This is a genomic window from Paenibacillus sp. J31R34 (assembly GCF_059383715.1).
In genome coordinates, this window is record NZ_JBXENU010000006.1 from 258,234 (window position 1) to 283,716 (window position 25,483).

General features: G+C 47.7%; 17 protein-coding genes. 10 read left to right on the top strand and 7 right to left on the bottom strand.

Features of this window, described 5'->3' with window-relative positions:
• The first annotated feature begins 266 nt into the window (after positions 1 to 266).
• Positions 267 to 1,841, top strand: coding sequence for a histidine kinase N-terminal 7TM domain-containing diguanylate cyclase (locus tag AC50YG_RS18310; RefSeq protein WP_494828406.1), 1,575 nt, complete (start codon positions 267 to 269; stop codon positions 1,839 to 1,841).
• Between the two features lie 10 nt (positions 1,842 to 1,851).
• Positions 1,852 to 2,478, top strand: a complete 627-nt coding sequence (locus AC50YG_RS18315) for an NAD(P)-dependent oxidoreductase (protein ID WP_494828408.1) — start codon at positions 1,852 to 1,854, stop codon at positions 2,476 to 2,478.
• Here the strand turns inward: AC50YG_RS18315 and AC50YG_RS18320 are convergent.
• A complete protein-coding gene (locus tag AC50YG_RS18320; RefSeq protein ID WP_341280063.1) occupies positions 2,467 to 2,946 on the bottom strand; it encodes a glutathione peroxidase in 480 nt (159 codons plus the stop codon). The genes AC50YG_RS18315 and AC50YG_RS18320 overlap by 12 nt on opposite strands.
• A gap of 239 nt (positions 2,947 to 3,185) precedes the next feature.
• On the opposite strand from AC50YG_RS18320, the gene AC50YG_RS18325 reads away from it, so the two are divergent.
• From AC50YG_RS18325 to AC50YG_RS18350, 6 genes are all read left to right on the top strand, one after another.
• Positions 3,186 to 3,635, top strand: a complete 450-nt coding sequence (locus tag AC50YG_RS18325; protein ID WP_494828410.1) for a MarR family winged helix-turn-helix transcriptional regulator — start codon at positions 3,186 to 3,188, stop codon at positions 3,633 to 3,635.
• A gap of 168 nt (positions 3,636 to 3,803) precedes the next feature.
• The gene (locus AC50YG_RS18330) at positions 3,804 to 4,175 is read left to right on the top strand and encodes a GntR family transcriptional regulator (protein ID WP_473757276.1); all 372 of its coding nucleotides are present in this window, start codon (positions 3,804 to 3,806) and stop codon (positions 4,173 to 4,175) included.
• Entirely contained in the window at positions 4,172 to 5,065 is an 894-nt protein-coding gene (locus AC50YG_RS18335) for an ABC transporter ATP-binding protein (RefSeq protein WP_494828412.1), read from the top strand. Before AC50YG_RS18330 ends, AC50YG_RS18335 begins: the two co-directional genes overlap by 4 nt.
• Positions 5,065 to 5,751, top strand: coding sequence for a hypothetical protein (locus AC50YG_RS18340; protein WP_473757278.1), 687 nt, complete (start codon positions 5,065 to 5,067; stop codon positions 5,749 to 5,751). Before AC50YG_RS18335 ends, AC50YG_RS18340 begins: the two co-directional genes overlap by 1 nt.
• A 199-nt stretch (positions 5,752 to 5,950) precedes the next feature.
• Positions 5,951 to 7,003 carry a Leu/Phe/Val dehydrogenase gene (locus tag AC50YG_RS18345; RefSeq protein WP_494828415.1) on the top strand — a complete coding sequence of 351 codons (1,053 nt, stop codon included), beginning with the start codon at positions 5,951 to 5,953 and terminating at the stop codon, positions 7,001 to 7,003.
• Positions 7,004 to 7,283: 280 nt separating this feature from the next.
• Positions 7,284 to 8,987 carry an alpha/beta fold hydrolase gene (locus tag AC50YG_RS18350; RefSeq protein WP_494828418.1) on the top strand — a complete coding sequence of 568 codons (1,704 nt, stop codon included), beginning with the start codon at positions 7,284 to 7,286 and terminating at the stop codon, positions 8,985 to 8,987.
• A gap of 173 nt (positions 8,988 to 9,160) precedes the next feature.
• Here the strand turns inward: AC50YG_RS18350 and AC50YG_RS18355 are convergent, their stop codons facing one another.
• Positions 9,161 to 9,724, bottom strand: coding sequence for a DUF1697 domain-containing protein (locus AC50YG_RS18355; protein WP_494828421.1), 564 nt, complete (start codon positions 9,722 to 9,724; stop codon positions 9,161 to 9,163).
• A gap of 141 nt (positions 9,725 to 9,865) precedes the next feature.
• Here AC50YG_RS18355 and pepT point away from each other — a divergent pair, with 141 nt between their 5' ends.
• The gene (gene pepT / locus AC50YG_RS18360) at positions 9,866 to 11,098 is read left to right on the top strand and encodes a peptidase T (protein WP_494828424.1); all 1,233 of its coding nucleotides are present in this window, start codon (positions 9,866 to 9,868) and stop codon (positions 11,096 to 11,098) included.
• Between the two features lie 136 nt (positions 11,099 to 11,234).
• On the opposite strand, the gene AC50YG_RS18365 is transcribed toward pepT, so the two are convergent.
• The 4 genes from AC50YG_RS18365 to AC50YG_RS18380 form a co-directional block, all read right to left on the bottom strand.
• A complete protein-coding gene (locus tag AC50YG_RS18365) occupies positions 11,235 to 11,855 on the bottom strand; it encodes a flavin reductase family protein (protein WP_494828801.1) in 621 nt (206 codons plus the stop codon).
• The gene (locus tag AC50YG_RS18370) at positions 11,855 to 12,466 is read right to left on the bottom strand and encodes an alpha/beta hydrolase (RefSeq protein WP_473757283.1); all 612 of its coding nucleotides are present in this window, start codon (positions 12,464 to 12,466) and stop codon (positions 11,855 to 11,857) included. The genes AC50YG_RS18365 and AC50YG_RS18370 overlap by 1 nt, the downstream gene beginning before the upstream one ends.
• Positions 12,467 to 12,480: 14 nt before the next feature.
• Entirely contained in the window at positions 12,481 to 13,413 is a 933-nt protein-coding gene (locus AC50YG_RS18375; RefSeq protein ID WP_473757284.1) for a ring-cleaving dioxygenase, read from the bottom strand.
• A 102-nt stretch (positions 13,414 to 13,515) separates the two neighbouring features.
• Complete coding sequence (locus AC50YG_RS18380) at positions 13,516 to 13,992, bottom strand: MarR family winged helix-turn-helix transcriptional regulator (RefSeq protein WP_341280074.1); 477 nt, start codon at positions 13,990 to 13,992, stop codon at positions 13,516 to 13,518.
• A gap of 191 nt (positions 13,993 to 14,183) precedes the next feature.
• On the opposite strand from AC50YG_RS18380, the gene AC50YG_RS18385 reads away from it, so the two are divergent.
• Positions 14,184 to 15,197: an LLM class flavin-dependent oxidoreductase gene (locus tag AC50YG_RS18385; RefSeq protein ID WP_494828430.1), complete on the top strand. Its 1,014-nt coding sequence runs from the start codon at positions 14,184 to 14,186 to the stop codon at positions 15,195 to 15,197.
• Between the two features lie 119 nt (positions 15,198 to 15,316).
• Here AC50YG_RS18385 and AC50YG_RS18390 read toward each other — a convergent pair whose 3' ends face one another.
• A complete protein-coding gene (locus tag AC50YG_RS18390; protein WP_494828432.1) occupies positions 15,317 to 25,261 on the bottom strand; it encodes a fibronectin type III domain-containing protein in 9,945 nt (3,314 codons plus the stop codon).
• Between the last annotated feature and the right edge of the window lie 222 nt (positions 25,262 to 25,483).

Sequence of the window (25,483 nt, forward strand, 5' to 3'; positions counted from 1 at the left end):
TGAAAAAAATCATATACTTTTCTATATATCTAAGAAACTCAAGGTATCTTAGCATACTTGCCTGGCAAATGCACGAACTAAAGCGGGTTTTATCGGCCTTTTGCTGTCGAAGATAGATGAAAGCGGTTTATGCTTAACATTACCATTCAAATCGCGTATCCTTAAAGGCAAAAAATGTGATACCATTCTATGTAGATCATTTAGCAACCTGAGAGCGCTTCATTGCAGCAATACCTAATTATTAACCAACTGGAGCCATACAACTGATGAATATGACTATCTCCAATTATATTGTTATTGTAACGATTTCCAGCGTACTCAGCGCCTTGCTTGCCATTTACGGATATTTAATAAAATCCAGCTTTGCCGGAATGAGAGCCTATATCTGGACCTCCATTTGCTCAGCTATTTACACCTTCGGCTTTGCCTTTGAATTGGCAAGCGATTCGTTAGCCGAAATTCGCTTCTGGATTGGCATTGAATATTTGGGACTGCCTTTCATCTCCCCCGCTACGCTAGTGCTCATTCTGTACTTTACTGGAATGGATCGCTTTGTAACCCGTAAAAACCTGATCTGGCTCTTTACGATTCCCTTTATTACTTTATTACTGGTCGTAACGAATGAATGGCATCATATGTTTTACCGTTCTATTTTTCTTCGTCCCAATGAATCGGTCATTGTAGCCGATATCGTCTTTGGGGAATGGTATATTATTAATGGGAGCTTCACGTTCGGCTGTCTGGTCGTAAGCGCGTACCTGCTGCTTCGCCAATGGAATCACGCCAAAATGGTGTACCGCAAGCAGCTTTTAATGATGGCAGCTGGCATTTTCATTCCCATGACCGCCTCCTTCATGTATTTGCTTGATCTGACGCCTTATGGCATGGACATCGTACCGCCGCTCATGTTTATCACTTCGATTTTGAACATTTGGGCGATTTTGACGTCAAACATCTTGAAGGCCGCGCCAATTGCCCGAGAACGTATTTTCGAAAGCATGCGCGACGGCGTTATTGTGCTGGATATGGACGGGCGAATTGTAGATTATAATCGATCTGCATCACAGATGATCGCATCGCTGAAGCCTACTGTGATTGGGACACCTTTCGAGGATATATGGCTGTTCCATACGGGACAAGCCGCTGATTTCATTCATTATGATGAGGAATTTAAGCATCATGAGCGGGAGGTGCGCTGGATTCAGCTGCATACGAGCGTGCCGTCGTTCTATCTCGTGCGCTCATCCCCTGTCCACAGCCGCAAAGGCGAGCTGATCGGGAGAACGATTGTACTGATGGATATTACCGAGAAGGCGATTCTTCAGGAGAAGCTGAAGCATATGGCTACAATAGATGGACTGACTGGCATATACAATCGGACCTATTTTTTAGAGCAAGCAAGACTGCTGCTTAACAAAGCGCTGCAGGACCAACAGCCGTTTGCGCTCATTTTGTTCGATATTGACCATTTCAAAACGATAAATGACCGCTTCGGCCATGACATTGGCGATTTAGCCCTCTGTCATGTCGTAGCGGTCTGTCAAGAACAGCTTAGCGATAGCGATCTATTTGGACGTTACGGTGGAGAAGAATTTATTATTTGCCTTCCGGCTGCTGCACCCGCTGAGGCAGGGGAGCTGGCCGAGAAGCTGCGCCGGGCAATTACAGACAGTCCGCTGCTGACACAAGCTGGCATGGTTCCTTTGTCTGCAAGCTTTGGCGCCGCTGGCATAACAGCGGCGGAGCTTGCTGAACTAGACGAGATGATTCGCGAGGCCGATAAGGCGTTGTACCAATCCAAGCATATGGGACGCAATGCCGTTCATATTTTTAGCAAATGAGGGAAATCACATGCAAATCACGATATTAGGCGCTACAGGCCGCGTCGGGCGGGAAGTCATGCTGCGCGCCCTTGCGGATGGACATCGCGTCCATGCCTTGGTGCGCTCGGCAGACAAGCTTGAGCTTTCGCATCCGCAATTGACAGCCATCGTCGGGGATGCCCGCGAAGAAGCTGTGCTCAAGCAAGCTGTTGCTGGCAGCAGCGTTGTCATTAGCGCGCTAGGAACGGACGGCGGGGATACACTCTCCGCCTGTTTTCCACTCCTTCTTGCTGTCATGGAGCAGCAAGGAGTCCATCGTTTAGTGACGGTTGGAACGGCCGGCATCTTGGAGAGCCGCAGCGAGCCCGGGCTGCTTCGCTATCAATCGAGCGAATCGAAACGCCGATCTACTCGAGCTGCCGAGGAGCATCATGCTGTACTTCGCCTGCTTCAAGCATCTGCAGAGCCGTTCAATTGGACGCTCGTATGCCCAACTTATTTGCCGGATGGGCCATATACTGGCGTTTATCGCACCGAGCAAGACTATTTGCCCGAAGGCGGGCTGCAAATTACCGTTGGCGATACCGCCGACTTCACCTATCTTGAGGCAGTCAGCGGCACCTTCTTCCGATGCCGGGTTGGCTTAGCCGAGTAGCTTTTTAATATCTTCTACAAGATCCTCCGGCTTATCATTCGGCCCAAACCGTTTGACCACTTTCCCATCCCGATCTACTAGAAACTTCGTAAAATTCCACTTGATTGCCTTCGAGCCCAGCACCCCGCGAGCCTCATTCGTCAGGTGCTGGTACAGCGGGTGCGCGCCATTGCCGTTTACATCGATTTTGCCAAACAGCGGAAAAGATACCCCGTGGTTAAGCTCGCAAGCCTGCGCAATTTCCGCATCGCCCTCCAGCTCCTGATTCATAAACTGTCCGCTTGGAAAGCCTAGAACCGCAAGCCCTTGCTCGCCATACGTATCCTGCAATTGCTGCAAGCCTTTGAATTGTGGTGCAAAGCCACATTTCGTAGCTGTATTTACGATCAGCATTACTTTGCCTTTATATGGCGCCAGCGTCTCCTGCGCACCTGTAATCTTCTTCACTTCGATGTCATAAATGGACATAGGAATAACCTCCTTGAATTTTTAAAAACAGCGATTAGGCTGATAGTATAGCGATTGATTTTGATAAATTTAATTTTATACAATTTAATTTCAATTGTCAAATCAGCTTGCCGAAATAGGCTGCTATGCATACTGCGTCTTCTTTTGACAGGTTCCGCATGCAATGCTACAATAACTTAATTAATTGCACACAATTGATTACTTCGCATAACCTTGGTCCGGAGGGAGAGACAACTAGCATGAATGAAGATGAATGGATGAAGCTCGATAATCAGGTTTGCTTTTCCTTATATGCCTGCTCGCGGGAAATTACAAAGCTGTACCGTCCTGTACTTTCTGAGCTTGGCTTAACGTATACGCAATATGTCACCCTGCTGTCCTTATGGGAACAGGACAAGGTGACGATGAAAGAGCTTGGCGCGAGACTGCTGCTCGACTCTGGTACGCTGACCCCGCTGCTTAAGAAGCTGGAAGGCATGAGCCTGATTACCCGCATTCGCGATAAAGCCGACGAGCGCAATCTCGTTATTCAGTTGACGGATGATGGCCGCGAGCTTAAAAAACGGGCTGCCGAAGTTCCGAAACGCGTTTATGGCGGCTTGGACATTACGCCTGAGGAATTTCATGCCGTTCATAAGCAGGTACGAGACCTGCTTGGCAAAATAGATGCCGCACAGCAGCCGACCTAACAGGCTTTAGTCGGCCGCTATAACCGATATCTAAAGGATAGAAGAGCAGATTTAACGCTGCCTCTTCTATCCTTTTTTTTATTTTCATTGCTGCTGCCTGTTGACGATTCGGTTGATCGCATGTATAGTTGGTTACATGAGTAACTAACCAGTTTGGTGGTGGACAATATGAGCTTAAGCATCGACGATAGCAGACCGATTTTCATGCAAATTGCCGAACGCATCGAGGACGATATCATTCAAGGGCTGCTGCCTGAAGAGTCGCAGGTGCCTTCGAAAAATCAATTTGCAGCCTTTTACCAGATCAACCCCGCCACAGCAGCGAAAGGCGTCAATCAGTTAGTAGATCAAGGCATTCTTTATAAGAAACGAGGGATTGGCATGTTTGTTGCAACAGGTTCAAGAACCGTATTGATGGAGAAGCGTCGTGAGCAGTTTTTCGAGCAGTATGTCGTGACGATGATGCATGAGGCAGAGAAGCTGGGCATTACGGCGGAGCAGCTGTCAGATATGATCAGAAGAGGAGGAACCAAGCCATGAACCCTATTGCGGAGCTAAAGCAGGTTACGAAGGCTTATGGAAATTTCAAAGCCGTTAACGAGGTCAGCTTCATACTGGAGCCAGATAAAATATATGGTTTGCTCGGACGCAACGGCGCCGGAAAAACGACGATTATGCACATGCTGACGGCCCAGTTGTTTGCGACCAGCGGCGAGCTGACCGTCTTTGGCGAAGCCCCTTATGAAAATAACCGTGTGCTGAGCCAAATTTGTTTTATTAAGGAGAGCCAGAAATACCCCGATAATTACAGCCTGCTCGATGTACTCGAGCTGTCCGCCGCTCTGTTTCCGAACTGGGATCGCACCTATGCGAATACATTGGTTCAGGATTTTCAGCTGCCATTGAAGCATAAAATTAAAAAAATGTCGCGCGGCATGCATTCCTCCGTCGGCATCATTGTTGGACTTGCGAGCCGCGCCCCGCTGACGATTTTCGATGAGCCTTATTTGGGGCTGGACGCTGTGGCCAGAAATATATTTTATGGCCATTTGCTGGAGGATTATGCCGAGCATCCTCGCACAGTTGTCCTTTCCTCCCATCTGATTGATGAGGTTAGCCAGCTTCTTGAGCATGTGATCGTCATCGACAAGGGTACGATACTGATTAACGAGGATGCCGAGCTGCTGCGGGGTCGCGCCTTCACTGTAGCAGGCTCCGCTGCCGAGGTCGAGTCGTTTCTCGTCGGCAAAACTGTTATCTCCCGCGACCCATTCGGCGCCTTGCTGTCCGCCACAGTAGATGGCACGCTGCGTGCCGAGGATCGCAAGCAGGCAATGGCGAAAGGGCTGGAGTTTGGCTCCGTATCTCTGCAGCAGCTGATTATTCATCTGACGAATGGCAAAACCGAACGAAAGGCGGCTGATTTGTAATGAACCGCACTTTAAGCGTAATCAAGCTGCATCAACGCGATAAATTTTCCTGGGTTTTTATCCCTCTATTCATTCTTGGCTCCAGCTTTATTGTAAATTGGCTGATAAGTATGATGATTTCTGAGAACACCTTGTATACAGGCGGAATCGCATCCCTATTGGTCTACATGTTCGTGCTGGGCATAATTGTAGTCGCACAGACCTTTCCATTTGCGATTAGCTTCAGCATTAGCCGCTTCAATTATTTTACAGGGACCATCGTGATGGCACTTCTAGTTAGTTTCGGCTCGGCGCTGCTGCTGCTGCTTATGTCTATTATCGAAAATCAGCTTACGAACCACTGGTGGTCGGGCTTATATTTTTTCCACCTGCCCTATTTGTCTGACGGAAATTTACTCGTACAGCTGCTCACCTTCTTCCTGTTCACTTTGCATTTGTTTTTGTGGGGATTTGTATTCGGCAGCTTCTACCGCAAGTTTAATAAAAACGGCTTGCTGATCCTCTTTCCCGCTTCTTTACTTGGCTTCACCCTCGGCTTCTATATCATCACTCAAAATCAATGGTGGGTCGATATTTGGTTGTGGCTCACCAAGCATACCGCCTTCGGCCTCTCCCTTTGGCTGATTCCGTTCATCCTGCTAAATGCTCTGCTATCCTTCCTTATGCTTAGAAGATCAACGATATAAAAGCTTGCTTGAAAGGGGCCGCTTCATCATTCCAGGCAACGGGTGATAGCGGCTTTTTTCTTATCCACGCCATGCCATTTTAAACTATGCATTCCCCCGATTCGTGCATATGCGGTATCAAGTTGCGCTGCGATTGAATACACCAATAGTAAGCGAGCGTAAACGGCTTTGCGCTACAGCATAAAGGGGGCTGCTATCTATGGACGGGCATAGCGTGAGCGCAAGCTTAGAGGGCTTCGAACGGCTGGATGTGATGGAGGATGCGACGAGCGGACTCAAAGCGATCATTGCCATTGATCAGACCAAGCTTGGCCCTGCATTGGGCGGCTGCCGAATGTGGATGTACGCGTCAGAGGAGGCGGCCATTGGCGATGCTCTTCGACTTGCGCGAGGCATGACATACAAATCAGCGCTGGCTGGCATTCCATACGGCGGAGGCAAGGCCGTCATTATCGGCAACCCTGCCATGGACAAAAGCAGCAAGCTGTTCCGCTCACTCGGACGTTTCATTGAACGGCTGAACGGACGCTATATTACCGGTATGGATTTGGGTACAACCCCGGCGGATATGGATGAGATTTTGCATGAAACGCGCCATGTGACCGATGTGACCGGCTCGCTAGGGGCAACGGGCAATTTCACGGCGGAAATGACCGCCTATGGCGTATATATCGCAATTCGTACGTCACTTAAGCAAAAATATGGCTCTGAGCAGCTGCAGCAGCGCACCGTTGCTGTTCAAGGGCTTGGCAAGGTCGGCTTTGCCCTATGCCGCTATCTGCATCAATCAGGCGCACAGCTCATTGTTGCCGATTTGGATAACAGGCTGATGCAGCTGGCAGCCTCGCAATTCGGGGCTGTGCCCATTGCTGTTGATGCCATCCATAAGCAGCATTGCGATGTTTTTTCCCCTTGCGCACTTGGGGGCATTTTGAACGATTTGACCATTCCCGAGCTTGAGTGTCAGATCATTGCAGGGGCGGCCAATAACCAGCTGGCGGAGCCCCGTCATGACGCGCTGCTGGAGCAGGCGGCCATTCTCTATGCTCCCGATTACGCTATTAATGCTGGAGGCATTATCGTAACCGCAGCCGAGCTGGATGGCAGCTCCGCCTCCTATGCCCAAAGTCAGGTCGAACGCATCGGCGATACACTGGCCCATATATATGCAAGGTCTGCAGGCACCGCGCCTGGCACACTGCCGCCAGCTGCGACCGCAGATGCGATTACGCGTAAGCTGATCGGTCTATAACCTCTGATACTTGTTCCTAGTCCTCACAAAACCATTGATTCCAGCCAGCAGCAGCGGGCTGCTGGCTCAGGCAACGGGATTATAACGATATATGCCTCTTCTTTTCCCTCACCATAATGTGGAAACCAATGATAGGTCTATTTCGTATTAAACAAAGACGCGGCCACTGCATCACACTTACATATTTAGTCACAGCTTCATCACCCACTTATTTTTTCATGACCTTATATTTCTTGCCAGCAACAAGGTAAGCCCAATCTGAAGGAGGACTGCATTTATTTTGAAAAAACATTTGGCATCAACCATCGTATTTTCACTGCTGCTCATGGCTGCTTTTCCCGCTATGACGGCCGCCGCAGAAAGCATGAAGCTGTTTATTAATGGAAGCGCCGTTTCCGCCGCAGGCGAACAGCCTTACAAAAACCAGAACACAGTCATGATCCCACTCCGCAGCACAGCCGAGCAGCTAGGTTTTAAAGTGACTTATCAGAAAGCAGGCTCCGAAATTGTGCTTGAAGGACAAGACCTTGCCGTCATTTTCAGTACCGGGAGCAGAACCGCTGTTGTAAATGGGAAGAAACGCTCATTCGATGCCGTATCTGTCCAAAAGCAGGGACGTACTTATGTGCCGCTCGCTTTTTTCGATAAGGCACTCGGGCATCAAGCCAGCTTTGACAGCGGCACACAGCAAATATTCATTACGACAGCGCAGTTTGAGGCTGAAAGCTGGATCAAGCGCGTGACTGAGCTGCTAAACAAAGGAAACTACCAGAAGCTGTCGGATGATTATTTTTCTAGTGATCTCAAGGCACAGATTTCCGTAACAGCACTCGGACAAGGATGGGATAGCATCAAGGAACAAGCGGGCAGCTTCGTTCGCTCAGAAGACATTGCCATATCTGGCGTATCTGGCGAGGTGACCATTATTACGGCTACCGCTGCTTTTGAGAAAACCAGCTTTAATCTGACACTTTACGTCAACATGCGGAGCAAGCTGCTCGAAGGCATGCTGATTACGCCAAAGCCTATCGAGAAGGAAGCGCCAGCTACGATTGTTGAGGAAGAGGTTACCGTCGGCGAAGGCACTCCTTATGCGCTGGGTGGAACGTTGACTCTGCCGAAAAATGCCACTGGCCCGCTGACAGCGGTCGTATTGGTTCAAGGGTCTGGTGCATCGGATCGCGATGAGGCAGTAAGCGGCTATACGCCATTCCGTGATATCGCTTGGGGACTTGCTGAGCAAGGGATTGCCGTACTGCGCTATGATAAACGCACATTTGTTTACGGCAGCAGCATGACGACAGAAGCTTTTATGAAAATGACCGTAAAGGAAGAAACCATCGACGACGCCATTGTTGCGGCCAAGCTGCTCAAGGCGGATAAACGGATTGATGCCTCAAAGGTGTATGTAGTCGGTCATAGCCTTGGCGGCATGCTCGCACCACGCATCGATGCGGAAGGCGGCGACTTTGCCGGACTTGTGCTGCTTGCTGGCTCGCCGCGCTCACTGTGGGAAATCGTCTACGACCAGAATCAAGCTGTTATCGCTGCTATGGATGATAAAGATCCAGCCAAGCAGAAGAATACCCAGTTCATAGAAGCCGAATACAAGAGGGCACAAACTTTGGATACGTTGACCGATGCGCAGGCGCAGGCGACGACGATTTTCTCAATGCCCGCCTATTATTTCAAGGAAATGGACAACCATCCTGCGAGCGAATATGCCGCAAAACTGACGAAGCCGGTACTTGTCCTGCAGGGCACGGACGATTTCCAAGTGTATGCGGATAAAGACTATGTACGGTGGGAGGAGCTGTTCAAAGGGAAATCGAATGCTTCCTTCAAGCTGTACCCGGGCCTTAACCACTTTTTCGTAGATTACAGCGGCGAAGGAGAAGGCACGGTGGCGGAATACAATCATGCAGGCAGCTTCGATGCAGAAGTCATTTCCGATATCGCCAAATGGCTGAAACAGCACGCTTAGCCCTTATCCTTCATTCCATAAAAAGTACCGCCAGCTTGGACAAGGGAGCTTTATGCTCCCTTGCTGCCAGGCTGGCGGTTTCTTTTTGAAATATAAGAAGGATATCGTAACGCTATCCTTTCTCTATATTTCTCGGAATGAAACGCGCAGCGCCGCCAGAGGACGGCGACAGCCTATTCGCCATTGAGTCGTTCCTCCATGCTGGCAGCGAGGCTAAGCAGCTTGTTCATCGTCTGCCAGTTGCGCGAAGTGGCGGCCACGCCGAGCTTTTTTTCCAATAAATTATTCGAAAACATCGACTTGCGCACGCTTTGGCGGCAATAAATATACACTTCGCTATCGTGCAGGCGATAGTCGTCCACCTCGCTGCTGCAGGCGAGCAGCCGCTGCTTTCCTTCTTCAGCAGGCGTGTCAGCGAGCAGCGCGACATAAATATTTTCACCCTCATGAAGCTGATCTGCATCAAAAGGGCTGCTTGCGACAATCGCCGCCAGCTCGGTGTTGGTACGTATGACGACTGGAACGTCGAATCCGAATACCGCCATAATTTCCTGCTGAATTTGCTGGCGCAGCTGGTCGGCTGGAGCATTCGCTTCGAACAGCACATTGCCGCTTTGAATGTACGTTTTGACCTGCTGCACGCCAAGCTGCTCAAACATCCGCTGCAAGTCCTGCATTTTGATGATTTTATGCCCGCCGACATTAATGCCACGTAGCAATGCGATATAAATGGCCATCCAACAGCACCTGCCCTCTTCTCAATAATCCTAAGTATAGCATGCACAGCCCTACGCGCGAACGCTGCGGCACTTGTGATAAAATAGAAATAAACCTAGAGATACATACCGATTAAATAGAGGAAAAAGGAGCATGGAAGCATGAAACAGGAACTGATGGAACGCTTTATTTCTTACGTAAAAGTGAATACGCAATCCGATGACCGCAGCGAGACTTGTCCGACAACCCCAGGGCAGCTGGTGCTTGCCGACCAATTGGTGGAAGAGCTGCTGAAGATCGGCATGGAGGAGGTAACCGTCGACGAGAATGGCTATGTGATGGCTACACTTCCTGCCAATACGGACAAAACGGTGCCGACGATTGGCTTTCTCGCCCATATCGATACCGCGCTGGATTTCACCGGTGAAAATGTTAAGCCGCAAGTGGTCGATAACTACGACGGCGGCGACATTGTCCTGAACGAAGCTCTGTCCATCGTATTGTCTCCGTCCGCTTCGACTGAGCTGAGCCAATATGTAGGGCATACGCTGATTACGACCGACGGCACAACGCTGCTTGGCGCTGACAACAAAGCGGGCATTGCCGAAATTATGACAGCGATGGTGTATTTGATTCAGCATCCTGAAGTGAAGCATGGGAAAATCCGCGTCGCCTTTACGCCGGATGAGGAAATCGGCCGCGGGCCGCATCGTTTCGACGTTGCTGCCTTCGGTGCAGATTATGCCTATACGATGGATGGCGGACCGCTTGGCGAGCTGCAATACGAAAGCTTTAATGCTGCGGCTGCCCACATTATTTGCAAAGGCACGAACGTGCATCCCGGCACGGCTAAGGGTAAAATGATCCATTCGGCGAAAATCGCCATGGAATTGCACAGTCAGCTTCCTGCTGAAGAAGCACCGGAATTTACTGAAGGCTACGAAGGCTTTTATCATTTGATTCAAATGAGCGGCGATGTGGAGAAGTCCGAGCTGCGCTATATTATTCGCGACTTTGATCAAGAAGGGTTTGCTGGCCGCAAGCAAAGGCTTACGAACATCGTCAGCGGGCTTAAGCTCAAATATGGCGAGTCCAGCGTAGAGCTGAACATTCGGGATCAATATTTTAATATGCGGGATAAAATCGAGCCGGTTATCGGCATCGTTAATCAAGCAAAGCTGGCGATGGAAAACCTCGGCATCAAGCCGGATATTAAGCCGATTCGCGGCGGTACCGATGGCTCGCAGCTTTCCTATATGGGGCTTCCTACGCCTAATGTGTTCACTGGCGGCGAGAACTATCATGGCCGTTACGAATATGCTTCGGTGGATAATATGCTGAAAGCCGTCCAGGTCATCGTGGAAATTGCTAAGCTGGCGGAAGCAGAAGCTTAAGCTTAATAGAACAAACGCAGCGCACGCTATGACTTTTACAAGCAAAAGAACCTTCGCTCTACGCCGAATACGGGGTAGTCGAAGGTTCTTTTCGCTTCGCCATTTTAATTCAAATGACTAGCAGCGTAGTATTCCATTACAACGTCGGACGATCAATGGAGAAACGTTCGCCAAGGCCCGCATAATCGCTGCCCGCAAGCCTGGCAATAGGCGCAAGCCGACCTGAGTCAATATAACCGCGCTCATCGTAAACCGTCTCGTCCAGATGATAGAATACCACCTTGCCGATCAGCAAATCGCAAGCGGGAGCATCGTCTGTTCCGCCGAGCGGAATAGCTTTCTCAAGTACGCATTCCATCCGAATTTTCGCTTCAGCTACACCAGGCACGGCAATGCGAACGCTTGGAACAGGCGTAAGTCCTGCTGCTGCGACCTCGCTTTCCTCCGGTGGAAGATTGGCCGCCGTCACGTTCAGCTGTTCAATATACGATTGGTCGGCAATATGCACGACGAATGAGCCTGCCTCGATCGCATTGCGGGCGGTATCCTTCTGCTGACCATCTGGCTTCCGCTGTACCGAAACCGATAAAAGCGGCGGATTGGACGATACAATATTGAAGTAGCTATATGGCGCAGCATTGAGTACGCCTTCTGACGACAGCGTCGTCACGAAAGCAATCGGCCGCGGTATAACACTGCCTGAAAGCAGCTTATAATTGTCGCGGGCCGAGCGCTCAGACGGATCAATGGTTACCATCATGGGCAGATGACCTCAGCATACCAAGCTGCCGCTGCTTCGACTTCGCTGCCCGTCAACTGATGGCCATAGTTTTCCCAATGTACGCTAACCGCAGCTCCTGCGCTGGACAGCATCGCTTGCAGCTCTTCCGTCTCCTGCGGCGGGCACATCTGGTCATTGCGGCCTGCTCCGATGAAGCAGGAAATACCGGTCATATCGGGAAGCTCGACGCTGCGAAGCGGAACCATCGGGTGATGCAAAATCGCGCCGCGGAAAGCATCCTTGTAATGAAACATCAGGCTGCCCGCAATGTTGGCACCATTGGAGTAGCCGATGGCGACGAGGTTTTCACGATCAAAGCCATAGTCAACGGCCGCCTGATCCAGAAAATCATGCAGCTCCTTCGTACGAAGCACCAAATCCTCCTCGTCAAACACACCTTCGGCGAGTCTGCGGAAATAGCGGGACATCCCATTTTCAAGTACGTTTCCTCTTATGCTGAGCACCGATGCTGTAGGATCAATCCGGCCAGCCAGCGGCAGCAAATCTCGTTCCGTTCCTCCGGTACCGTGCAGCAGCACCAAAACTGGCGCCGCTGCATTCGTACCTTGCTGATAAATATGCTTCATTGTCCATTCTCCTCTCATTGCGGTACTTGGATAGGCGGCAGCAGCCGCACAATGTCCTCGCGATGCTGTTCAAACCACTCTGGCAGCATCAATTTTTCACCAAGATGTTCTGGCTCCTCATCACGTGCAAAGCCTGGAGGATCTGTCGCAATCTCGAATAATATGCCGCCTTCTTCGCGGAAATAAATTGCATGGAAATATTGTCTGTCAATTATTGGTGTAGGGTGGTAGCCATTTGTCTCTACATGGCTTCTCCAAAGTGCATGCTCTACATCATCTTTCGCACGCCATGCAATATGATGCACCGTACCGGAACCGCCATGGCCAGGTTCAACACGCTCAATCGGAAGATCAATGATATTGCCGATATCTGCCGATGATCTGAAACGCGCATAACCAGCATCCTCACCGATTTTGCTAAGTCCCATTACCTCTTCCAGCAAACGGAACGTTTTTTGCGGAGCAGAGCTGTACAAAATGGCGCCTCCAAAGCCTTTAATGGCTTTGTCTGTCGGTACTCCCGCATAAGACCAGTCGCTCAGCGGGCCTTCCTCCCGAGCTACAAGCTCAAGCTGCAAGCCATCAGGATCAACGAATTGGACATACGACTCGCCGAACCGCTCTGTTTCGGTAAATGGTACTTCATATTTTGCCAAACGCTCTTTCCAAAAATCCAGCGCTCCCGCAGGAACAACATAAGTGGTTACCCCAACCTGTCCGCCGCCAATCACACCTTTACGACCGTGTGCAAAAGGGAAAAAGGTCATGATCGTGCCTGGACTGCCGGCTTGATCTCCGAAATAAAGATGATATACTTCCGGAGCATCGAAGTTGATTGTTTTTTTCACGAGCCTCTGGGCAAGTACGCCCGCGTAGAAAGTAACCGTTGCTTGTGCGCTCGATACGAAAGCTGTAATGTGGTGAATGCCTGCTGTTTGTTGTGTCATTATGAACACTCCTCTATTATATCATGGATTTGAGAATCTTTAAATTAAGATATCAGGGCTGAGCGATGACAATAAGTGACTGTACAGGATACTAAGCAGCTTCTACTTAAATGCATCCTGCGCGTGTCTTCCGAGCTTCTTGAGCAGCACGCTCGCCAGCTTCTGTTCCTCTAACGTCAAGCCGCTAACCGCTTCTTTAATAATAGTTGCATGTGCCGGGAATACTTCCTCAATAAACTGCGTGCCATAGCTCGTTATTTCTGCGAAGATGAGCCGGCGATCATCAGCCGAAGCTCTACGCTGCACGAGCTGCTTCTTCTCAAGCTTATCTATTACGTAGGTAATGTTGCCGCTGCTCATCAGCACCTTGCCGCCAATTTGCTGCAAAGGCTGTGCACCCTTGTGATACAACATTTCCAGTACGCCGAATTCGGTACGATTCAAGCCATGCTTGCGAATGTCCCGGTCGCCGTGGGCGTTAATCCATTGGCTGGCCCGGTTGAGCGCAATGTAGAGCTTCAAGGCGCTGTCTTCGGCTTCCTGCGGTGACACTTTCGTCTTGCTGTCTGCCTCTTTCATTGCCCTCACCTCCTTGCATTTATTATCTTAAATTTAAGATACTACAATTAAAGATAAAATGCAAGCTTTTGCTTTAACTTTTTTTCACCCTCTTTCACGCCTGCCCGTTCACTCTATACTTGGCGTTCATTATGATATAATGGAGAGTATGACCTACAAGTCAATTTACTGTACAGGAGGTTATTGTTATCATGACCCATTCACATACCGTTCCTCTTTCCATTCTTGATCTGGCTCCCGTTGTTGAAGGCGGCAATGCAACCGACGCTTTCAAAAATACACGCGATCTCGCCCAGCATGCTGAGCGTTGGGGCTATCAGCGCTATTGGCTGGCTGAGCATCACAATATGCAAGGCATTGCCAGCGCTGCTACCTCCGTTCTCATCGGTTATGTTGCCGAAGGCACCAATAAGATCCGAGTCGGCTCCGGTGGTATTATGCTGCCCAACCATGCGCCGCTTATGATAGCCGAGCAATTTGGCACACTTGCCTCGATGTATCCAAGGCGCATTGATCTCGGGCTTGGGCGTGCGCCAGGCTCTGACCAGGCAACTGCCCGTGCGCTGCGCCGTGGACTTAATAGCAATAACGGCCAAGACTTCCCTGAGCTGCTTGGCGAACTCCGCAGCTTTCTAAACCCTTCTATAGAAGAAGGCGTTCCTGCGGTTCGCGCTTTCCCAGGCGAAGGACTCGATATTCCGATCTGGCTGCTAGGCTCCAGCGGCTTTAGCGCTCAGTTGGCAGGGCAGCTTGGCCTGCCGTTTGCTTTCGCCAGCCATTTTGCGCCGGACTATTTAATGCAGGCTTTGCAATTGTATCGCAGCAGCTTCCGACCTTCGGCAGCGCTGGAGCAGCCGCATGTCATGATTGGCGTAAACATTCTCGCGGCTGATACGGATGAAGAAGCACGCTTCCTCGCTTCCTCGCAGGAGCAGCAGTTCCTGAACCTCATCCGCGGCCAGACGAGCAAGCTGAAACCGCCCGTTGCGAATATGGATGAACTGTGGAATGAGCAGGAGAAGGTTGTCGTCCGCAGCAAATTCAGCTTCGGCGCAGCCGGAAGCAAGGAAACGGTACGCCGCAGAATCGCCGACATTATTGAAAAGACAGGTGCTGACGAGCTGATGATAACAGGTTCCGCTTATGATCATCAGGCACGCCTTCGCTCTTTTGAATTGATTGCTGAGATTATGAACGAGGGTTAAGGCTGTTTCATCTTCAATATAAATATGTCATAAAAAAGTACCCGCGGACTGAACGCCTTTTTAAGCGTCAATCTGCGGGTACAAATTTATGACATTCCAAACTTATAATAGCATTTTGATTATTGTACTATCTTAACTGGTAACAATCGATTCATTGTCGTTCCATCTCCCAGTTGACCACTGCCATTCCCACCCCAAGTCCATACACTCCCGTCCTGCTTAATCGCTGCGCTGCTTGCCACTCCTGCATATATACTTTTCACGTCTGTTAAGCCATTCACCTTCACGGGAGCTACTCGATCTGTGGTCGTTCCATCTCCCAGTTGACCCTGCGTATTTCTTCCCCAGCCCCATACAGTTCCGTCACCCTTAAGCGCCAGGTAGAACGCTCCTCCTTCGGCTAACTCCACTATTCCACTCAACCCTGCTACTTCTGTTGGATTACTCCCTGTACCCGGACCACTCCATATATATACCTTCCCGCTTTCCGTAAGAGCCATAACTTTGTCTTCTACCACTATCGAACTTACTCTCTCCGGTATGGTCATTTGGATAGGCGTGCTATATGTTCGGGACACTACCCATACGGTTCCATCATTCTTCAGTGCCGCTACTTTATCACTTCCTGCTCCGAACTGGCTAATACCTTCCATTCCGTACATCTTCTGAGGGGCGACTAAAAAGTAATTGTAGTTATTAATGAACTGCCCCCATGTCCACACGGTTCCATCTTTCTTCAAAGCATAGCTGCTGTAGCCATACCCATTTGCCGCCACGGCAATTACATCTGTTAAACCTGTTACTTGCTTCGGTTTTTTCTGACTAATTTTGTCACCTGTTCCCAATGAAGCATATCCGTTCTCTCCCCATGCCCATACGGTTCCATCTTCCTTTAAAGCCAGCGTATGCCCATAGCCTGTTGCTACATTGACGATTCTGCTCACATCAGGCACTTGCGTGGCTGTCGCTTTTGCATTGGTTGTTCCGTCTCCCAATTGCCCTGAGTTATTATTACCCCAGCCCCATAGGCTTCCATCCGCCTTCACGTACATCATCTGATTTCCAATCGCCATGACATTCTTAGAAAATTCTACTTTAACTTGTAGCCATCCGTAATCACTCCACTCTGACCACAACGAATCATCCTTTACCCTCACCCGTACTTTTAGCATCTTATTTGAAGGTAATGCTGTGTTGACTACCCAGCTTCCTGCTTTAGTTCGCAATGTCTGCTCTACCTCACCGGAATCTGCTACCATCACGCCCGCTCCGTCGGTTATTTGCACTTGAAAACGACTAAATACCGTTAGCGAATCCGTATCTATTTGCTCCCATGCAATAGACGGTTGATCAATATTCGTTACTACTGGCTGGCTTTCCGTACCTAGTGGGTACTTCAAGGTCAACGTAGGCGCTGTATTTTCCCGCATCTGGACAACAGTTGAACGATCTACTGTTGTACCATCTCCCAGTTGACCCTGCGTATTTCCTCCCCACGTCCATACACTCCCGTCCTGTTTAATTGCTGCACTGCTTGCTACTCCTGCATAGATACTTTTTACACCTGTCAGACCGGTTACTTTCACCGGAGTCACTCGATCAGTGATCGTGCCATCTCCCAGTTGGCCCTGTGTGTTCCTTCCCCATCCCCATACGGTTCCGTCACTCTTTAATGCTAAGGTGAACACTCCTCCAGCTGCTACTCCCACTATTCCGCTCAGCCCTGCTACTTCTGTTGGATTGTTACCGGTATTCGGGCCGCTCCATGCCCAGACCTTCCCACTTTCGGTGAGAGCAAGTACTTTGTCTTCTACCACTATCGTACTTACTTTCTCCGGTATGCTCATTTGAGCAGGATTGCTTGAAGTACTACCTACCACCAAAACTGTTCCGTCATTTTTCAATGCAGCAAATTTGGTTGTACTTGCCGATATTTGACTAATCCCTTCCATTCCGTACATCCTCTGCGGCACAACTAGAGAGACATTGTAGTTATTGATGAACTGCCCCCATGTCCACACGGTTCCATCCTTCTTCAAAGCATAACTGCTATAGCCATTTCCATTTGCCGCTACGGCAATCACATCTGTTAAACCTGTTACTTGCTTCGGCTTTTTCTGGCTAACCTTGTCACCTGTTCCTAATGAACCGAAGGTGTTATCTCCCCATGCCCATACCGTTCCATCTTCCTTTAACGCCAGCGTGTGCGCATAGCCTGTTGCTACATTGACGATTCCGCTCACATCAGGCACTTGCGTGGCTGTCGTTTTGGCATTGGTCGTCCCATCTCCCAATTGCCCGGAGTTATTGCTTCCCCAGCCCCATAGACTTCCATCCGCTTTCACGTACAACATCTGGTTTCCAATCGCCATGACATTCTTAGAAAATTCTACTTTGACTTGCAGCCATCCGTAATCGCTCCACTCTGACCACAACGAATCATCCTTTACCCTTACCCGTACTTTTAGCATCTTATTTGAAGGTAATGCTGTGTTGACTACCCAGCTTCCCGCTTTAGCTCGCAACGTCTGCTCCACCTCACCGGAATCCACTACAACTACCCCAACTGCATCGATTATTTGTACTTGAAAACGACTAAACACTGTCTGTGAATCAGTATCTATTTGCTCCCAAGCAATAGATGGCTGGTTAATATTCACCACTGCAGGCTGACTTTCCGTACCTAGCGGGTATTTCAGGGTTAACGTTGGCGCTGTATTCTCTAGCATCTGAACAGCGGTTGAGCGATCCGTGGTCGTTCCATCTCCCAGCTGACCACTGGTGTTTCCTCCCCACGTCCACACACTTCCATCTTGCTTAATTGCTGCACTGCTTGCTACTCCTGCATAGATACTTTTCACATTCGTTAATCCATTTACTTTCGCAGGTACTGCTCGATCTGTGGTCGTTCCATCTCCTAGCTGGCCCTGCGTATTTCTTCCCCAGCCCCATACGGTTCCATCACTCTTAAGCGCTAAGTAAAATGCTCCTCCTACAGCTATCTCCACTATTCCACTTAACCCTGCTACTTCTGTTGGATTATCGCCTGCGCCCGGGCCACCCCAAGCCCATACCTTCCCACTTTCTGTTAGCGCAAGAACTTTGTCTTCTACCACTATCGCACTAACTTTTTCTGGGACAATCATTTGAGCGGGATTACTTGTCGTAGTTCCTACCACCAAAACTGTTCCGTCATTTTTCAATGCAGCAAATTTGGTCGAACTTGTCGCAATCTGACTAATCCCTTCCATTCCATACATCTTCTGCGGCACCACGAGATGGGTATTGTAATTATTAATGAATCTTCCCCATGTCCACACCGTTCCATCTTTCTTCAAGGCATAACTGCTATAGCCATATCCATTTGCTGCTACGGCAACTACATCGGTTAGGCCTGTTACTTTCTTCGGTTTTTTCTGATTAACTTTGTCGCCTATTCCCAGAGAACCGAAGGTGTTGTCTCCCCATGCCCACACACTTCCATCTTCCTTTAACGCTAGCGTGTGTGCATAGCCTGTTGCTATATTGACGATTCTGCTCACATCAGGCACTTGCGTGGCCGTCGTTTTGGCATTGGTCGTCCCATCTCCCAATTGCCCTGAGTTATTATTTCCCCAGCCCCATAAGCTTCCATCTGCCTTCACGTACATCATCTGATTTCCAATCGCCATGACATTCTTAGAAAATTCTACTTTAACTTGCAGCCATCCGTAATCACTCCACTCTGACCACAACGAATCATCCTTTACCCTTACCCGTACTTTTAGCATCTTATTTGAAGGTAACGCTGTGTTGACTACCCAGTTTCCTGCTTTAGCTCGCAGCGTCTGCTCCACCTCACCGGAATCTGCTACCATCACGCCCGCTCCGTCGCTTATTTGTACTTGAAAACGGCTAAATACCGTCAACGAATCAGTATCTATTTGCTCCCAGGCAATAGATGGCTGGTCAATATTCACGAATACTGGCTGACTTTCCTTACCTAGCGGGTATTTCAGGGTTAACGTAGGTGCTGTATTTTCTAGCATCCGAACAGCGGTTGAGCGATCCGTGGTCGTTCCATCTCCCAGTTGACCGCTGGTATTCCCTCCCCACGTCCACACACTCCCATCCTGCTTAATCGCTGCACTGCTTGCCATTCCTGCATAGATACTTTTCACATCTGTTAAGCCATTTACTTTCACGGGTGCTGCTCGATCTGTCCTCGTTCCATCTCCTAGCTGACCTTGCGTGTTTCTTCCCCAGCCCCATACGGTTCCGTCACCCTTAAGTGCCAGGTAGAACGCTCCTCCTTCGGCCACCTCCACTATTCCACTCAACCCTGCTACTTCTGTTGGGTTATCGCCTGCACCTGGGCCGCCCCATGCCCATACCTTTCCGCTTTCTGTTAGGGCAAGCACTTTGTCTTCTACCACTATCGTACTTACTTTTTCTGGGACAATCATTTGAGCAGGATTACTTGTCGTAGTTCCTACCACCCATACGGTTCCATCATTCTTCAAAGCTGCGAATTTGGTCAAACTTGTCGCAATCTGACTAATCCCTTCCATTCCATACATCTTCTGCGGCACTACTAGATGGGTATTGTAATTATTGAGAAATCTCCCCCATGTCCATACGGTTCCATCTTTCTTCAGAGCATAGCTACTGTAGCCCTGTCCATTTGCCGCTACGGCAACTGCATCGGTTAGGCCGGTTACTTGCTTCGGTTTTTTCTGATTAACTTTGTCACCCGTTCCCAAAGAACCGAAGGTGTTATCTCCCCATGCCCACACGGTTCCGTCTTCCTTTAACGCTAGCGTGTGGGCATAGCCTGTTGCTACATGGACGATTCCGCTCACATCAGGCACTTGCGTGGCCGTCGATTTTGCATTGATCGTTCCATCTCCCAATTGCCCGGAGTTATTGTTCCCCCAACCCCATAGGCTTCCATCCGCTTTCGCATAAAGCATCTGATTTCCAATCGCTAGTCGCTTTATTCCATTTGAGACTACAAAAATGCTGTCAAGAGGTTTACTTTCGCTAGATATATTTCCAGCAGCATCATAAGCCCTTATAGAAAAAATATAGAGCCGGTTAGAAGTCAGACCCCCTACTTCAAAGCTTGTAGAATCTGTCGTTCCTATTAAATTAGAGCTCTCGTAAATATGATAGCCTGTCACCGCAATATTATCCTTCGCTTCTTTCCATGACAATTTCAGCTTCGCTGCTGTTTTTTCACTCTCACTTAAATTTGTCGGTGCCTCCGGAGGAGTTGTATCCGGCATCGTCCGAACATTTAAAATTGAGCTAAACTCTGACGCATTTCCTTTGGCGTCCTTAGCTTTAATAGAAATATCATACGAAGTATCAGGCATCAGCTTTGTAACCGTATAGGAGGTAGAAGCAGAAGTGCCTGCTAGTTCTGTACCCATATAGATATCATAATTTTTTACCCCAATATTATCAGTAGATGCTGACCATGATAGCGTTACGGTTTGATCTGTTTTAGTCAGCAATTGCAAATTAGTCGGAACGGAGGGCGCTTCTGTATCCGCATTAGTCACCACCGTTATTGCTGTACTGAAACCAGAAATATTACCCGAGGCATCCTTGGACTTGATGGTAAAGGAATATGCTGTCTCTGGAACCAGCCCTGTTACAGTGAATTCTGTAGATACAGAAGATCCAGCAAGAACATTCCCGTTCTTATAAACATCGTAACCTGCGACGCCAACATTATCTGTAGACGCTGCCCATGACAAGGTAACCGACTTTTCTGTTTTTGATTTAACGACTATCTCTACAGGAACAGTTGGCGCTTGTACATCACGATTAGTAATAGCAACTACTTCTGCACTTGAATTCGAAGGATTACCTGCCTTATCTACCGCCTTAATGGAGAATCTGTATGAAACATTAGGCAGCAAATCTCGAACCGTAAAATCCAACGTTTTTGAAAAACCAACCTGCTTGGCGCCTTCATAAATTTCATAGCCTTTTATACCTTCATTATCTGTTGCAGCCTGCCAAACCAAAGATACTGTCGTTTCTGTTTTTCCAGTAACAGATAGAGCAGTCGGCACAGTTGGTGCAGTAACGTCAATATAAGAATTATCCAAATACTCATCAGCTGGAATTTCTTTCGTTAGATGAAGCACTTGCACGTTTCCATCACCGTTGAAATCATACAAAATATCCGTCTGATTCGTGACCTCTTGACCACCTGTAAACTCAAACTTGATTTGGGACTCATCATTAATGTCCAGATTCTGAATCAGATTCGTGCGAACAGGAACAGAGGATTCGTATCTTGTTACACCAAGGTTCACTTCCCCCTCGTCTGTTCCAACAATATCAAATTTCACCTTTACTCCTACTGATACAAAAAGAAGCTTTGATTCGCCTACTATTTCATAAGTTAAGCCCTCAATATTGTTCACAACAAAACCATTCTCATCCACATAGGCTTTGTTGCCATAATGATCTGTTACTACGACATTAACAGGGCATAAAATATCTATAGCGTCACCTTTAATATCTGTTAATGAAGGTTTCGGATAATTATAAGCAGGCAATGGGTCATTGTCCGCTACGATGCTTTTGACGATTTTGAACGCGCTGGATGGGTTTGCCCCATCAGGCCTTATAAGACCTATATGCGATCTTTGTAAATAATAGTTTGTTGAGGAACCTTGCTCATTGAAGTTTGCACTGAGCAAAGGGACAAGGCTGTCCCCTAATCCCCAAATAGCCTTGTAAGAAGGTTCAGGATTACGATTAAGGCCTTTGTGTGCCACAAATTTTAGAATAGTTTTCTTATCATGATCGTAGTAACCGGCGATTCGGTACTCTTTAATCGAGGAATCTAGTTGTTTATTCTCAATTGTATATCTAAATGAACTGCTATCCTCAGGTACCTCATAAATACGATTATTGTGATTATTTTTAACATATTGAACAGTGTCAGAATAGGTATTTATATTTTGAGCTGGTCCAGAAAGGCTAGCTACACTAGTATACTGATAAAAACTTTTGAACTTACCTCCATATAAACTATTATAAGCATTTACATATTTCTGACCGGGTAACAATTGATAAACCGCAGGGAAGTTTTGAACCATTTCTTTGGATGCTCGTTCAGAGAACGGAACCAAGCCATATTCAATTACCCCAAGATCATCTCCAACCATGAGTCCCTTGAGTGCAGTAACTGTTCCCAAGTTAGGTGAGCCCATATTTATAAAATTTTTCACCTTATCTTTAGCTGTAGGGTCTGTAAGTAAATAGTATCTAGCTACAATCCCTCCTGTACTGTGTGTTACAAGATTGATTTTTTGATTGCCTGCTGATTCAAACTCAGCATCGACCGTGTTTTTTACAAGCTCAGCTGCTAGCCGTAAATCTCTTCTCCAATCATAGCCTACTTGCACAACCTTAATACTATTATCTTTTAAATATTTAAAAAATACTTCGCCAAAATCTTTTTGCGCAAATTCCTCAAACACTGTTCCATGAGTAGTACCATTATTAGGTTCGCCAGTACTAGACAATCGGAGTGGGTTACTTACTGGATTCACCAGATAGGCAGGCCAAACCTGATCACCATCCTTAAAGATTCTTGTATTCATAAACCCAGGAACATAAACAACAACCTTTTTCTCAGGACTGACAATAACGATTTGGCTCCTGGTCTGTGAATTGCCTGCTTTATCATATCCCGTCAATTCAAATATATAGTTCCCAGCTGTTGTGGGCGTATACTTCTGACTAGTTGTATTTGGCGGAAGATCCTTATTTAATAAAAAAACACCATCTCTCTTCACTATAAAATTCAGCTTCGTAACCGCTATATTATCGGATGCTGAGAAATTAATGAGAATCTCTTTATTTTCATAATAAGGTAGCGCTGTTGCCACAGAAATCCAGACCGTAGGATTTATTGTATCTGCTAGTGTTTTCATAGCAAACGCATTACTAAATTCGCTTAGCTCCCCGCTACTATTTTTTGAAGCAACGGTAAAATTGTAAGTAGTATCTGGATCGAGACCCGTGAAGCTCTGATAATTATTGCTTGTTGTTGTGAAATATTGTCCATTTTTGCGTATACTAAAATCTGCTCCTACGATTCTATTCCATTTTATTGTCATGGATGTTTCCGTAACATCTGTTGCCGTTATCCCACCAGGAACAGGAAAGAGTGTACTTTTGTAAATAATTGCATCATCGCTTCTCTCTCCCGATGCATTAGTCGTTAATACCTGCATGACATACTGCGTGTTAGGCTGCAAGCCAGTAAATGTATAGCTCTTGTTCATGGTAGTAGTGACCGTACTGCCGTTAAGTCTAACGATATACTGCAGGCCACCACCCATATCGTTCCAGTTAATTCTAATACCGCTATCTGAATAGCTGCTAATATGCAGACCCGTAGGCTTTACTGGCGTGGCATTGGATTGAGTTGCAGTAACATATATGGTAAAGAAATCTGTTAAAGTGGTGCCTGAATAAGCATATTTAATTTTGTACGTTCCTGGAACCGTACCGGAAGAGGTGTTCCAAGTATATTCAATAGGAAAATTTGCGCTTACATCAGAAAATTCTATACCGTCAATTTTAACGCCTGCTGGATTAAAGACGCCAATATATACTCTGCTCTTTGGATCAGAAAGAGTTAAAGAAACCGTAGCGCTTTCTCCAGGCACGATGGACTGTCCATTGCCACTATGCCCATAGGCAAGAATAGAAACTTCACCATCCTGTGCCTCAAATATTGGGGGAACCCATTCTTCATCCTCATTTGTAGCAGAGCCTAAGAAAATAGGAGGGATAGGCTCATCATTAAGGCCAATTGCTTTTGCAATGTTTACTATTCCGCTACCATAAGAAGTTTGCTCCCCTAACGGTGTCGCACTTCCATATAAGGTGGATTGGAGTTCGGAAGGCGTTTGTTGAGGATTTGTTGAGTATAAAAGCGCAGCCGCTCCTACTACAAATGGAGCTGCAACTGACGTTCCTGATACGACACCGTAATCGCCATCATAGGTTGTGCTTAAAATATCACTGCCAGGGGCAACCACGTTCAATTGTGCGCCCGTACTTGAATAAATCGCGCGTTTAAATGATCGGGTAACCGCACCAACGGAAACAACTTCCTCAAAACGTGCTGGATAAAGCTCAGTCTCTTCCCCTGCGCCTGCGTTCCCAGCAGCAGCTACAACCAGTATTCCCGCTTCATTCGCCCGAATGACCGCTTCGCGCAGAATCTCGCTAGATTCCATACCGCCAAAGCTGATGCTAATTATATTCATATGATTATTAATAGCCCAGTCTATGCCATTTACGACTTGCGCATACGTACCCTTGCCTGCTGAATTAAGCACTTTTACCGCATACAATTCTGCATCAGGAGCCACTCCCGCTATTCCTTGACCGTTTATTTGCGCGCCAATAATGCCTGCTACGAATGTACCATGCCCGTTGTCATCGTCGTATGCTGCAACCTCGCTTACAAAAGATACTCCGCCGTTCACACGAAGATCAGCATGTTCTGAAATTCCGGTATCCAGAACAGCGATTTTTGCACCCGCACCTTTCATCCCTGCCTGATGCGCCTGATCTCCTCCAATGGAATAGAGGCCCCAGCTTATAGAATCACCATCCACGTTTCGATATGTATAAGCATCTCCCTCTTTGACAGGTACTCCCTCCGTCAGCATACTTACAGGGCTATTGGGTTCGATGTATTTAATTTCAGGGTTTTGTTCCCATTGTTCCTTCTCTGTTTCGGTAAGTAGTACAGTCGCTATTTTACTATTTGGCTGTTCTTCATTTTGTTCCATTACCTTGCTGCTATCCATCTCTGCTTCTATGAATTCTTCAACATCTACTTTTTCCTCAAAAGCGATCATGTACTCTTGAACTTCTCCCATATCCTCATATACCGATTCGACAACCGACGGAATCACTACATTCGTATTTTCAGTCCCTGCTTCGATTATGTTTTGAGAATGTGCTACCGGCGTAAGATCAAAGATTAGCGAGAAGATTAGCATAACGGCTAAGATGGACTTGATTTTTGGCATTTAAACTTCCCCTTTTATATCAAATATTTTCAGTAGATAAAAGGTATTTACATAAAATAAACAAATTGTCAATTAACAAATGATTGGATAATTCATTAATTTTAGTTTATCATTAAAGCCGTCATACTTAGTTTGAAAGGGAACCTTGTCCCACATATAACTCGAATAAAACCGGCCAACAAGCAGAATGGTTTTTATATGAATATAGTGAAAATAATCATT